General features: G+C 69.1%; 13 protein-coding genes. 8 read left to right on the forward strand and 5 right to left on the reverse strand.

The window, feature by feature from the left end:
* The 6 genes from ccoP (at position 1) to M9917_RS21435 (ending at position 6,444) form a co-directional block, all read left to right on the forward strand.
* On the forward strand, positions 1 to 870 hold the full coding sequence (gene ccoP, locus M9917_RS21410) for a cytochrome-c oxidase, cbb3-type subunit III (RefSeq protein WP_297257030.1): 870 nt from the start codon (positions 1 to 3) through the stop codon (positions 868 to 870).
* Between the two features lie 283 nt (positions 871 to 1,153).
* Complete coding sequence (ccoG, locus tag M9917_RS21415) at positions 1,154 to 2,713, forward strand: cytochrome c oxidase accessory protein CcoG (protein WP_297257031.1); 1,560 nt, start codon at positions 1,154 to 1,156, stop codon at positions 2,711 to 2,713.
* Complete coding sequence (locus tag M9917_RS21420) at positions 2,710 to 3,204, forward strand: FixH family protein (RefSeq protein ID WP_297257032.1); 495 nt, start codon at positions 2,710 to 2,712, stop codon at positions 3,202 to 3,204. The genes ccoG and M9917_RS21420 overlap by 4 nt, the downstream gene beginning before the upstream one ends.
* On the forward strand, positions 3,201 to 5,471 hold the full coding sequence (locus M9917_RS21425; RefSeq protein ID WP_297257033.1) for a cation-translocating P-type ATPase: 2,271 nt from the start codon (positions 3,201 to 3,203) through the stop codon (positions 5,469 to 5,471). Before M9917_RS21420 ends, M9917_RS21425 begins: the two co-directional genes overlap by 4 nt.
* A complete protein-coding gene (gene ccoS, locus M9917_RS21430; protein ID WP_297257034.1) occupies positions 5,468 to 5,632 on the forward strand; it encodes a cbb3-type cytochrome oxidase assembly protein CcoS in 165 nt (54 codons plus the stop codon). Before M9917_RS21425 ends, ccoS begins: the two co-directional genes overlap by 4 nt.
* A 119-nt stretch (positions 5,633 to 5,751) precedes the next feature.
* Positions 5,752 to 6,444 carry a Crp/Fnr family transcriptional regulator gene (locus M9917_RS21435; protein WP_297257035.1) on the forward strand — a complete coding sequence of 231 codons (693 nt, stop codon included), beginning with the start codon at positions 5,752 to 5,754 and terminating at the stop codon, positions 6,442 to 6,444.
* Between the two features lies 1 nt (position 6,445).
* Here M9917_RS21435 and M9917_RS21440 read toward each other — a convergent pair whose 3' ends face one another.
* From M9917_RS21440 to M9917_RS21450, 3 genes are all read right to left on the reverse strand, one after another.
* On the reverse strand, positions 6,446 to 7,078 hold the full coding sequence (locus tag M9917_RS21440) for a hypothetical protein (RefSeq protein WP_297257036.1): 633 nt from the start codon (positions 7,076 to 7,078) through the stop codon (positions 6,446 to 6,448).
* Positions 7,075 to 8,283, reverse strand: a complete 1,209-nt coding sequence (locus M9917_RS21445) for an NnrS family protein (protein WP_297257037.1) — start codon at positions 8,281 to 8,283, stop codon at positions 7,075 to 7,077. Before M9917_RS21445 ends, M9917_RS21440 begins: the two co-directional genes overlap by 4 nt.
* Before the next feature lie 77 nt (positions 8,284 to 8,360).
* Positions 8,361 to 8,789, reverse strand: coding sequence for a pseudoazurin (locus tag M9917_RS21450; protein WP_297257038.1), 429 nt, complete (start codon positions 8,787 to 8,789; stop codon positions 8,361 to 8,363).
* Positions 8,790 to 9,052: 263 nt separating this feature from the next.
* Between M9917_RS21450 and M9917_RS21455 the strand changes: the two genes are divergently transcribed.
* A complete protein-coding gene (locus tag M9917_RS21455) occupies positions 9,053 to 9,424 on the forward strand; it encodes a VanZ family protein (RefSeq protein ID WP_297257039.1) in 372 nt (123 codons plus the stop codon).
* A gap of 107 nt (positions 9,425 to 9,531) precedes the next feature.
* Positions 9,532 to 10,968, forward strand: a complete 1,437-nt coding sequence (locus M9917_RS21460) for an undecaprenyl-phosphate glucose phosphotransferase (protein ID WP_297257040.1) — start codon at positions 9,532 to 9,534, stop codon at positions 10,966 to 10,968.
* A gap of 21 nt (positions 10,969 to 10,989) precedes the next feature.
* On the opposite strand, the gene M9917_RS21465 is transcribed toward M9917_RS21460, so the two are convergent.
* Positions 10,990 to 11,211: a hypothetical protein gene (locus tag M9917_RS21465; protein ID WP_297257041.1), complete on the reverse strand. Its 222-nt coding sequence runs from the start codon at positions 11,209 to 11,211 to the stop codon at positions 10,990 to 10,992.
* A gap of 123 nt (positions 11,212 to 11,334) precedes the next feature.
* Positions 11,335 to 12,738: a sensor histidine kinase gene (locus tag M9917_RS21470; protein ID WP_297257042.1), complete on the reverse strand. Its 1,404-nt coding sequence runs from the start codon at positions 12,736 to 12,738 to the stop codon at positions 11,335 to 11,337.
* Between the last annotated feature and the right edge of the window lie 125 nt (positions 12,739 to 12,863).

A 12,863-nucleotide genomic window follows, 5' to 3' on the forward strand; every position in this document is an offset into this window, starting at 1 on the left:
ATGAGCGAAAAGGAAGTCGACGAGATCTCCGGCGTCTCCACGACCGGTCACTCCTGGGACGGGATCAAGGAACTCGACAACCCGATGCCACGCTGGTGGCTGATCACCTACTACGTGACCATCGTCTGGGCGATCGGCTATATGATCGCCTATCCGGCCTGGCCGCTGATCAACACGGCGACGACGGGTCTGCTCGGCTATACGAGCCGCGGCGAGATCCGCAAGGAGCTGGATGCCGCCAAGGCGGCCAAGGCCGATTATACCGCGGCGGTCTCCGCCAAGTCGATCGACGAGATCATGGCCGACGAAAAGCTGCGCACCTTCGCCATGATGGCGGGCGCCGCGGCCTTCAAGGTCAACTGCGTCCAGTGCCACGGCTCGGGCGCGCAGGGTTTCCCCGGCTATCCCAATCTCAACGACGACGAATGGCTGTGGGGCGGCACCGCCCGCGACATCCAGCAGACCATCGCCCATGGCATCCGCTACGCCGAGGATCCCGATACCAGGGCCTCGGAAATGCCTGCCTTCGCCGGCATGCTCGAGCCGAAGCAGATCGCGCAGGTCACCTCCTTCGTGCTCTCGCTGTCGGGCAAGGCCGGCACGGCCAAGCCCGAGGACGTCGCCGCCGGCAAGGAGGTCTTCGCCCAGAACTGCGCCGCATGCCATGCCGATGACGGCAAGGGCAACCACGAGCTCGGCGCGCCGGACCTGACGGACGCGATCTGGTTCTACGGCTCGTCGCCGGCCGAGATCTCCGCCCAGATCAGGGCGCCGCGGCACGGCGTCATGCCGGCCTGGCAGGCGCGCCTCGGCGATACGCTCGTCAAGGAGCTGGCGGTTTATGTCCATTCGCTGGGAGGCGGCAAATAGAGGGCTGACGCGAAGGATAAAAAGAAGACCCCGCGGCCGGGCGATCCCGGCCGCGGAAAGACAGACGGCCATTGCAGGGCGCCCCGGGGGGGCGAGCGCGATGCGATCAGGTCGCGCAGGAGTGCATGGAGCCGGCGGCCGGCGCGCCCGAACGGGTGCGTCCGGCCAGGGCATTTTCGAGCGAAGCGGGCACCGCCTCGCGTGAAGAGAATGCGTTTGACATGAAAGTTGGGGCCTGTCCGCGTCTTGACGAAGCGCGGGCGTGCTCCAGGAGATGACGGATATGCTCGAAACGTCGGATGTCGAGACGTTTGATGCAACGGCGGTGAATTCGGCGCAGGTGCGTCAGCCGCTCTACGCAGCGCGAAAGAAAATCTTCCCGAAGAAGGCCGAGGGCCGGTTCCGGCGCTTCAAGTGGATCGTGATGCTCGTCACGCTCGGCATCTATTACCTGACGCCCTGGCTGCGCTGGGACCGTGGCCCGCATGCCCCCGATCAGGCCGTTCTGGTCGATCTCGCCAACCGGCGGTTCTATTTCTTCCCGATCGAGATCTGGCCGCAGGAGCTCTATTTCGTCGCCGGCCTGCTGATCATGGCGGGGTTCGGGCTGTTCCTGATCACCTCGACGGTCGGCCGCGCCTGGTGCGGCTACACCTGCCCGCAGACCGTCTGGGTCGATCTCTTCCTGCTGGTCGAGGGCGCCGTCGAGGGCGACCGCAATGCCCGCATGAAGCTCGACGCCGCCCCCTGGTCGGCGAACAAGCTCGCCAAGCGGGTTTCTAAGCACGCGATCTGGCTCGCCATCGCCATGGCGACGGGCGGCGCCTGGATCTTCTATTTCGCCGATGCGCCGACCCTGCTGCGCGATCTGGTGACCGGCCGGGCCGCCCCGGTCGCCTATATGACGATCGCGATCCTGACCGCCACCACCTATATCTTCGGCGGGCTGATGCGCGAGCAGGTCTGCACCTATATGTGCCCCTGGCCGCGCATCCAGGCGGCGATGCTCGACGAGAACTCGCTCACCGTCACCTACAACGCCTGGCGCGGCGAGCAGCGCTCGCGCCACGCCAAGAAGGCGGCGGCGGCCGGGCAGGCGGTCGGCGACTGCGTCGATTGCAACGCCTGCGTCGCGGTCTGCCCGATGGGCATCGATATCCGCGACGGGCAGCAGCTCGAATGCATCACCTGCGCGCTCTGCATCGACGCCTGCGACAGCGTCATGGACAAGATCGGCAAGGAGCGCGGGCTGATCGCCTATGCGACGCTCGCGCAATACGAATCCAACATGATGCTGGCGACGGCGAACGGAACCACGGCCATCGACCCGCGCAAGGTGCGCGGACCCGACGGCAAGCTCTCCGACAAGGTCGCGACCTTCCATCTGAAGAAGCTGCTGCGGCCGCGCACGCTGGTCTATTTCGGGGCCTGGTCGCTGGTGGGGCTCGGCCTGCTGACCGCGCTCATGATGCGCGACCGGCTCCAGTTGAACGTCCTGGCCGACCGCAATCCGCAATTCGTCGTGCTGGCGGACGGCTCGATCCGCAACGGCTATACGGTCAAGCTGCTCAACATGATCCCGGAGCTGCGCACGCTTTCCGTGTCGATCAAGGGCCTCGAAGGGGCGGAGATGACCGTCGTCGGCATGCCGCAGGCGGGCGGAACCTCCTTCACCGTCGAGGCGGAGCCCGACCGGCTCAAGACGCTCAGGGTCTATGTGCGCCAGCCGCGTGAGGCTATCACCGGCCCGACGCAGCATTTCACCTTCGTGGTCGAGGACAGGTCGAGCTTCGAAAGCGACCACTACAACGCGACCTTTGAGGCACCGGAGGCGAGCAAATGAGCGTGGCGCGCGGAAAACGGGAGCTGACCGGCTGGCATGTGCTGGCGATCATGGTGAGCTTCTTCTCGGTCGTCATCGCCGTGAACCTGACCATGGCCTTCTTCGCCCGGTCGAGCTGGACCGGGCTGATCGTCGACAATGTCCATGTCGCGGGCCGGGAGTTCAACGCCAAGGCGGCGGAAGGCCGCGCCCAGGCGGCGCTCGGCTGGAAGCCTGAGCTCGTCATCGCCGATGGCAAGCTCAGCTACCGGCTGGCCGATGCTCAGGGCAAGGCCGTGCCGGCGGCGCAGGCCACGGTGAGCTTCCGGCGGCCCGCCTATGCCTCCGAGGATCATGAGGTGACGCTGACCCGGCAGCTCGACGGTTCGCTGGCCGCGCCCGTCGAGCTGCGCGACGGCCTCTGGATCGTCGAGATCCGGACCGAGGCCGGGCTCGAGCGTCCCTATCGCGATGTCCGGCGACTGCAGCTGCGCGGCGGGGCGGTCCAATGAGCTGCTGCGCCCCCGGCCTCGGCCAGCACGTCGAGAGCGGCATCCTGTCGTCGGACGAGCTGCGCCATGCCGCGCGCAGCCTGGGCGATGGAACGGCGCAGGTCGAGCTGTCGGTGCCGGGCGTGCATTGCGGCGCCTGCATCCACACCGTGGAGCGGGGCCTGTCGCGGCTTGACGGCGTGGTCAGCGCCCGCGTCAACCTGTCGACCAGGCGCGTCAGCGTGCGCTTCCGCGAGGATAAGATGCCGCCGCTGGCGGAGACCCTGTCCGGGCTCGGTTATCCGCCCCATCTCTTCGACGAGACGAGCATCAGTGGCCGGGAGCGGACGCTGACGGAGCTTTTGCGCGCCGTGGCGATCTCCGGCTTCGCCGCCGGCAACGTCATGCTGCTCTCGGTCTCGGTCTGGTCCGGCGCCGACGGGGCGACGCGGGATCTGTTCCATTGGGTCTCGGCGCTGATCGCGCTGCCGACGCTCGCCTTCGCGGGCAGGGTCTTCTACCGCTCGGCCTGGAACGCGCTCAGCCATGGCCGCATGAACATGGACGTGCCGATCGCCATCGGCGTGACGCTCGCCTATGCGATGAGCCTCTACGAGACCTTCAACCACGCCGAGCACGCCTATTTCGACGCGGCGGTCACGCTGCTGTTCTTCCTGCTCATCGGCCGCACGCTCGACCATGTGATGCGCGACAGGGCCCGCTCCGCCGTGATGGGGCTGGCGCGGCTGGCCCCGCGCGGGGCGATCGTGATCGCGCCGGACGGCAGCCGGGAATACCGGCCGGCCGGCGAGATCGAGCCCGGCACCCGGCTAGCGATCGCGGCCGGCGAGCGCATCTGCGTCGATGCGCGGGTCACCGCCGGCGCCTCCGAGCTCGACTGCTCGCTGGTCAACGGCGAAAGCTGGCCCCGGCGGGTCGAGCCCGGCGCGCACGTCCAGGCGGGAACGCTCAACCTCACCGGGCCGCTGACGCTGGAAGCGACGGCACGCGCCGAGGATTCCTTCCTGGCCGAGATGGTGCGCATGATGGAGGCGGCCGAAGGCGGGCGCACGCGCTACCGGCGCATCGCCGACCGGGTCTCCTCGCTCTACGCGCCGGTCGTGCATCTGACGGCGTTCCTGACCTTCCTCGGCTGGGTCGCCATCGACGGCGACTGGCACAAGGCGATCACCATCGCGGTCGCCGTGCTGATCATCACCTGCCCCTGCGCGCTGGGGCTGGCGGTGCCGATCGTGCAGGTGGTCGCGGCGCGGCGCCTGTTCGAGCGCGGCGTGATGGTGCGCGACGGCTCGGCGATGGAACGCCTGGTGGAAGCCGACACGGTGGTGTTCGACAAGACCGGGACGCTGACGGCGGGACGTCCCTGGCTGTCCAACCTGGCCGAGATCGAGCCTGCCATGCTCGCGATCGCCGCGGGGCTTGGCGCCCACTCGCGCCACCCGCTGTCGCAGGCGATCATGCAGGCCGCCGCCGGGCAGGCCGGCGCCGACGATTTCGAGGAGATCTCCGAAATCCCCGGTTTCGGCGTGGAGGGCCGGGCTCACGGATCGGTCTGGCGGCTCGGCCGGGCCGGCTGGGCGCTGGGCCGGGGCGAGGAGATCGTCGCGACGGACCGGTCCGGTACGATTCTCGCCCGCGACGGCCGCGCATGCGCCGCGTTCCGGTTCGAGGATGTGCCGAGGACGGATGCGGCGCAAGCGATCCGGGCGCTGCGACAGGCGGGCAAAGCGGTCGAGATGCTGTCGGGCGATACGCAAGCCGCCTGCCGGCAGGTGGCGGAGAACCTCGGCATTTCGCGTTATGCCGCGGCCCTGCTGCCCTCCGAAAAGGTGGCGCGCATCGCCGAGATGGCGGCGGACGGCCACAGGACGCTGATGGTCGGCGACGGGCTGAACGACGCACCGGCGCTGGCGGCCGCCCACGTCTCGATGGCGCCTGCGACGGCGGCCGATATCGGCCGCAACGCCGCCGATTTCGTCTTCCTGCACGACAGCCTCGAGGCCGTGCCGTTCGCCATCGTGATCTCCGAGCGCGCCGGACAGTTGATCCGCCAGAATATCGGGCTGGCGATCGTCTACAATATCATCGCGGTTCCCATCGCGATCCTGGGCCATGTCACGCCGCTGATCGCGGCCGTCGCCATGTCGGGGTCGTCGCTCCTGGTCATCGGCAATGCGCTGCGGCTGATCGGGATGCGGGAGCGGCCCGTCCGCGCGGCACGGGGCGCGGCGGCCATCGATCGTCCCGTGCAAGTGGAGCGGGCGTGACTGTCCTCGTCTATCTCATTCCGGTCGCCCTGCTGCTCGGCGGCGTCGGCCTCGTCGCCTTTCTCTGGGCCTTGAAGAGCGGCCAGTACGAGGATCTCGACGGCGCGGGCGAACGCATCCTCATCGACAGCGAAGCAGACGACGAGGCTGCGCCACGGTAGAGCGGGCGATCGTGCCGCACTTGAACGCCGGGAGCGATTGCGGTCTTATCCGACGCCGCGCCCCGATGGCTCGGGACGTCGCCAACGCCGCCGAGCCCGTCTGAAGGAAAGGCTGTCACGTGGGAATGGACCGCAGCGTGCTGCGCAGCGTTCCGCTGTTCGCGGCGATGAGCGATGCCCAGCTCGACCGCATGACGGCACAGGCCAGCGCGCGCCGGATTCCGCAGGGCGAGGCCGTGTTCGAGCAGGGCGACCCGGCCAAGGCGTTCTATCTTCTGCTGCACGGCCGGCTGAAGGTGACGCAGGTCACGCGCGACGGCCAGCAGATCATCGTGCGCGTCGTCCATCCGGGCGACCTCTTCGGCTTCACCCGGGCGCTCGGCCGCAGCGACTATCCGGGCACCGCTACGGCGGCGGTCGACAGCCTGATCGCGAGCTGGCCGACCGAGACCTGGGACGTCTTCGTCGCCGACAACCCGCATCTGGCGATGAACGCGATCCGCACCATCGGCCAGCGCCTGGACGAGGCCCATACCCGCATCCGCGAGATGTCGACCGAGGAGGTCGAGCGGCGCGTGGCGCATGCCGTGCTCAGGCTGGTCGAGCAGGCCGGCCGGCGCGACGATGCGGGCGTGCATGTCGATTTCCCGATCTCGCGGCGCGACATCGCCGAGATGACGGGAACGACGCTGCACACGGTCTCGCGCATCCTCAGCGCCTGGGAGACGCAAGGGCTGGTCGAGGGCGGCCGCCAGAAGCTCGTGGTCTGCGACGCCGCCGGCCTGAAGCGGCTGGCGGAGAATACCGGCTGAATCAGGCCTCGGCCGCCGGCCAGTCGTAGAGATGGATCAGCTTCGGGTCGTCGGCATGCTCGACCAGCATCCGCCGGACGCGGTCCTGCCAGAGCGCGGCGAAGCTTTCGAGCCCCTCGGCATCCGCCCGCCCCGCCAAGGCCTGCGCCAGGAGCCCGTCCATCGCCGCCGCATGGGGCACCGCGCCGGTGTCGATATCGACGACGACGCCGGCCCCGGTGTCGCGGCGGCGCAAGCCGATCGCTCCGTCGATGTCGGCACCGAAATGCAGGAGATCGCGCCGGGCGAAGCGCCGCGACGGCCCGATCCCGCCGAAACCGGTCTCGGGCGCGGCGCCGGTCAAAAGCGTCGCGACCGAGGCCAATACCCCCGTCGTGCCCTGGCCGGGCTCACCGCGCATGAACACCTCGATGCCGCCGCGCTCGGGGATCCCGCCGTCATGGAGGAAGCCGAGCCCGTTGATCACCATCAGATAGGCGCCGGCCACGGCCGGGCAGGAATGGCCGGTCAGCCTTACGGCGTCCTCATAGCCGTATTCGACGATGCCGCCCGCGCAGGTCCCCAGGAAGGCGGCGAGCGGGTCCCGCACGGTGAGGCGCGGCGCCTCGGCGAAAAAGGACGGAAAGCGCGTCATCGGGCGGCTCCCGCGGCGGAGGGGGCCTTCGCGCCGAGCCGCTCGCCGGTCAGGGCCGGCCAATAGGCCACCGCGAAGCCGAGGAAGGCCAGCGACCAGCTGAGCCCCGCGACATGCAGCAGCGCAACCGGGCCATGGCCGAGCGCCGAGCAGATCCGCGCCACCGAGCCGATCACCACCAGGGCGTAGCAGGCCTGTGTGGCGGCAGTGGCGGCAAGCGGGCGCCCGGTATGGCCGAGGGTCGCCCGCGACATCACCGCCAGCGTCATGGTGCCGAAGGCGCCGGCCGTCCAGGCGTGCAGGCCGGCGCCAGGGCCGGTCAGTCCGAAGCTCGCCGCCGCCGAGAGCGCGAAACCCAGCGGCACGAAGGCATAGCCGACATGCAGGATGACGAGCAGCGGGTTGCGCCAGGTGCGCTCGCCCGCCCAGCGCGCGAGCCTGACGGCGTTGAGGCCGGCGCAGAGGATGAGCGCAGCCCCGGTCACGGCCGCGTCCGGCAGGACGACCCACAGGCAAAGCCCGATCGCGCCCGCCGCCAGCACGGCCTTGTCATAGCCGCCGAAGGGCACCGGCAGGCGCCCCTCCCCGCGCGGCGCCAGCCAGTTGCGCGTGAAGCTCGGCACGATCCGCCCGGCGATCAGCATGAGCAGCATCAGCACGACGGCGATGGCGAAGCGGCGGGCATAGTCGGCCCCGCCCCCGAGCGCGGCCTCCGCATGGAAGGCGAGATTGGCCGCGAGCAAGAGGCCGATCAGCAGGACGACCTTGAGATTGCGCCAGTTGCGGCCGGCCAAGATCTCGCGCGCGGCGGCACCGGCGAGCAGGGCGAGATAGAGCGCATCGACCGCCATGGCGAGCCGCCAGCCGATCAGGCCTGAGACCCCGACCGCGACCCGCCCCGCGATCCAGGCCAGGACCAGCACCAGAAGCGGCGTGCCCTGCACGGGCAGCCGTCCGGTCCAGTTGGGGATGGCGGTCAGCAGGAAGCCGCCGATCGCGGCCGCCTGATAACCGAAGAGCATTTCATGGATATGCCAGTCCACCGGCGCGAAGGCCGTGGGAACGGTAAGATGGCCGGTGACGAAGACGAGCCAGACCAGGACCGCAAGCCCCGCCTGCAGGGCCGCGAGCAGAAAAAGCGGCCTGAAGCCGTAGGACAGCAGGGCGGGGCCGTCATAGGCCCGCAGCCTCGGGATCGGCGCCATGCTAACCTCTCCTGTTCCGACCGGGCGCAGCCCTGGGCCGCGCCCCTGCCCCTTTCACCTGCCGCACCGCGGCGCGGTCACTTTACCTTGGCGATCAGGCCGGCGAAGACCGTCTTCGCCTTGCCCGGATGCTTGGCGGTGGCGGCGGCCTCCAGATTGGTCGGCTCGCCGACCACGACCAGCGCCACCATGCCCATGCCGTAATGCGGCTTGCACTTGATGCCGTAGACGCCGTCCTTGTTGAAGGTGATGTCGACCTGCTCGTTCATCTTGCCGATGAAGGGCTCGGCGCCGGCCGGCATCATCTCGGGAACGCTTTCCGCATTGTGGCTCTTGTCGGTGGGCAGGAACTTCACCGTGTCGCCCGGTGCGATCTTGATCAGCGCCGGCTCGAACACCATGGCACCGGCCTCGCCCTTGTTGAGCATCTTGACCTCGATCTCCGCCGCATTGGCACCGGCGGCTGCCAGCGCCATCAGCGCGCCAGCGAGAAACGTCCTGAACATCTGCCTTCTCCTTCAATGCAGCAGGCACCTTCCGTCCCTCGCTGCGCTGCACCATTAACCGGAAGGGCCTGCCGCCAATTTGCGAAAACGCAAATTGGCGGCGGATTGCGGTGCCCGCGGACCTCGCTTGATACGGCCCGCCTGCCGGATCCGCCATTGCTTCGCCGTTATCGGCCCGCCATAACGCGCGGACGCCGGCTCGCGCGCATCGCGCCGATGCCGGGCCCTTCCCCGCCCCGCCGCCCGCCCGGAGCCCGGCCTTGATGCTTCCGCTTGAAAAGCTGCGCCGCCTCGCCCTGTTCGCGGGCTGGGCTGTCCTGCTCGTGATCCTGATCGCGACGTTGTCGCCCCTGGGCGCGCGCCCGCATCTTCACGGGCTCAGCGCGAATGCGGAACGCTTCCTCGCCTTTTTCGCCGCCGGCACCACCTTCGCCTTCGCCTATCCCCGGCAGCGCTGGCGCATCCTCGCCGGGCTCGTCGTCCTCGCCATCGGCCTCGAATGGCTCCAGACCTGGGAGGCCACGCGCCACGGCCTGCCGCGCGACGCGATCGTGAAGATCGCCGGCGCCGTGTTCGGCAGCCTCCTTTCCGCCGTCCTCGATTCGATGGCCCAGCGCCGGCGCGACTGCGCCTGAAGCGCCCGGCACGGGCCTTGCCACGCTGCTCCCGGCGCCGATCCGGCGCCGGTTCCCTGTGCCGGATCGGGACAGGTACGGACCGGCGCGGGCCACCGAGGACTGCAATGAGCATCGACCATCTGAGCGGCGTCTCCCAGACCGCGCCCGGCCGCCGGCCGGGCCTCTGGCGCCTCTGGATCGGGCCGCTGACGGCGGCGGGCGATGCGGCGGTGGTCGCCGCCCTCGTCTATGGGATGTCGTTCGGCTATTACCTCGCCGCCACCGGCATGCCGGGGATCGACCGCTCCGCGCCGGAACTGGCGGCGATGCTGGCTACGCTGTTCGTCTTCGTCAACCTGATGCGCGGGCGCTACCGGATCGGCAACTACCTCTCGACGCAGGGGCAGATGGGCTCCGCCGTCGCCGTCTGGAACATCACGCTCCTGGTCTTCGTCGTCCTGCTGTTCCTCGCCAAGATCGCCGATCACTATTCGCGCGCCGTCATCGTCGCGACCTATCTCGGCGGCATTCCCGTCATCGCCCTCTCCCGGGCGGCTGTGGTCAGGCTGATCGCCGCCGGCAGCCGCGCCGGGCGGATCACCGCCGAGCGCGCCTTCCTGATCGGACGGGAGGCGAACGTCATGGCCTTCGTCTCGCGGCACAAGCCCTGGCTCGCGGGATTCTCGGTGAACGACGTCGCCTTTCTCAAGCCGGGCGGCGGGGCAGCCGCGCTTGCCGCCGATCTCGCCGCCGCGGTGGCGCGCTGCCGCAGGGAGCGGCCCGATGCGGTCTTCATCGCCGTTCCCTGGTCCGAGCAGGAGACCGTCTCGGCCTGCGTCGACGCCTTCCAGAACCTGCCGGTCGCGATCCATCTCGCGCCCGAGCCGAGCCTGGCGCGCTTCGCCAATGCGCGTGTCGTCCACGCCGGCACCCTGTCGAGCCTGCGGCTGACGCGCCGGCCGCTCTCGACGGCGGAGATCGCGGCCAAGCGCGCCTTCGACATCGTCGCCGCCTCCTGCGGCCTCGTGCTGAGCCTGCCGCTCCTTCTGCTGATCGCGGCGCTGATCCGGCTCGATTCGCCGGGCCCCGTGCTCTTCCGCCAGCGCCGCTACGGCTTCAACCAGCAGGCGTTCCGGATCTTCAAGTTCCGCACCATGACCACGATCGACGACGGCCAGGTCGTCGTCCAGGCGAGGAAGGGCGATCCCCGGATCACCCGCCTCGGCGCGCTGCTGCGGCGCTACAATCTGGACGAGCTGCCGCAGTTCCTGAACGTTCTGGCCGGCGACATGTCGCTCGTCGGCCCGCGCCCCCACGCCCTCGCCCACGATGTCGCGTTCCAGCGCAAGATCGCCAACTACGCCCGCCGCCACAACGTCAAGCCCGGCATCACCGGCTGGGCGCAGGTGAACGGCCTGCGCGGCGAGACCGATACCGACGAGAAGATGGCCGAGCGCATCGCCTACGACCACTGGTACATCGACAACTGGTCGTTCTGGCTCGACATCGGGATCCTGTTCCGGACCGTGCTGAGCCGGAAGGCTTTCGCCAACGCCCGCTGAGGCCCCCGCGGCGCGCCGCGGTCAGCCGAAGTGCCGCCCCACCGCCTGCACGAGCCAGACGCCCCCAGCGACGGCGAACGCCACGACCAGAAGCGCCGCCCCGACGAGCAGGGAACGGCCGATGACGATGCTGGCGACGCTCTCGCCGATCTCCGGCTCGTTGTCGTTGGCCGCCCGTGGCCGCCGGCCGAAGCCTTGGGCCTGGACAGGCGCGGGAAACCGTCGCACGCGCTCGGCTTGCATGGAACTCTCTCATATGGTTACGCGGACGTTAAACGCACGCGACCATCATTGATCCAGTTCGCGATAAAACAAAAGCACAAGATGAAGGTTCCCCCGCCGCGGCGGCGGGGAGCCGGCTCCCGCTCAGGCGGCGGCGCGCGGCGCGCCGTCCTGGGCCGCCTCGGGATGGCGCGCCTCGGCGGTGCTGCGCAGGGCCGGCAGGCGCACGGTGAAGCAGGAGCCCTTGCCCGGCTCGCTCGCCACCGAGATGGTGCCGCCCATCAGCACGCACAGCTTCTGGCTGATCGCAAGGCCGAGCCCCGTCCCGCCATAGCGGCCGGAGATCCCGGCGGTGGCCTGGCCGAAGTTCTGGAACAGCCGCGCCAGCCCCTCGGGCGCGATGCCGATGCCGGTATCGCGGACCTGGAACTCGATCCAGTCGCCGCCGGGCTTCGCTTCCCGCCTGACCGCGAGCGTGATGGAGCCGTCGGTGGTGAATTTCGCGGCGTTGCCGAGCAGGTTGAGGATGACCTGCCTGACCTTGGTGGAATCCGACTGCATCGTGCCGAGCTTGCCGATGCAGTTCAGCGTGATCCGGCTGCCGTTCTCCTCGGCCAGGTGCTGGGCGGTCGAGACCGCCTCCTCCGCCAGCCAGCCGACATCGAAGACGGTGATGGCGAAGCTGTCGTTCTGGGTCTCGATCCGCGACATGTCGAGCACGTCGGAGACCAGCGCCAGGAGATGCTTTCCGGCCGCGTTGATGCGGCGCAGATCGGCGCATTTGCTCTCGCTGCGGCCCTCGTCCTCGAAGTTCTCCAGCAGCATCTCGCTGTAGCCGATCACGGCGTTGAGCGGGGTGCGCAGCTCGTGGCTCATCTTGGCGACGAAGATCGATTTCAGATGCGTCGCGGCGTCGGCGGCCTCCTTGGCGGCCTGGAGGCGCTGCGCGGTCTCGCGGTGGCGTTCCGTTTCGCGCTCGATCTCGGAGCGCTTGGCGGTGATGCTGGCGTAGTAGACCGCCATCCAGGACATGTAGACCGCCGCCGCCAGGATCGAGATCCAGCCGACCTTCTGCAGCTCCTCGAGCGGCACCAGCGTCGGGAAGCCGAAGGCCAGATAGGCCGCCGAGAAGGTCACGATGTTCAGCGCGAACATGCCGAGCACCAGGAGCGGCCTGTCGTGCAGATAGAAGAAGCCGAGCAGCAGGCTGATGATCAGCCAGGGCAGGAAGGGCGAGCTGACGCCGCCGTAATGGAAGGCTCCGAACAGGGCCGTGAAGGCGAGGAGCTCGACCGAGATCAGCGCGGTCAACTGCAATTGCCCGGTCAGCTTCAGCACGAAGGGCAGGAGCCAGAACAGCCAGGTGCAGACGATGATGGCCCAGCAGGCGAAGCCGGGATCGGGATCGATCAGGTAGAGGAACACGCCGATCGGCTGGCTCAGCAGAGGCCCGAACAGGTGGGTGAAGACGAAGTTGCGGCCGAGGCTGCGTTCCGCGCTGTCGAACTTCGCGGCTTCCGGCAGGAACCAGTCGATAAACTTCAGCATCGGGTTATGGGCCCCGGTCTCGCCGCGGCATGCGGCGCATCATCCTGGCTTCCAGGATAGACGACGGTCGTTAACGATCGATCCTGGCGCCTCGCGCAGGATGCCGGCCGCGATTCACGCCGCCT

The organism is Bosea sp. (in: a-proteobacteria) (assembly GCF_023953965.1).
Classification (GTDB): domain Bacteria; phylum Pseudomonadota; class Alphaproteobacteria; order Rhizobiales; family Beijerinckiaceae; genus Allobosea.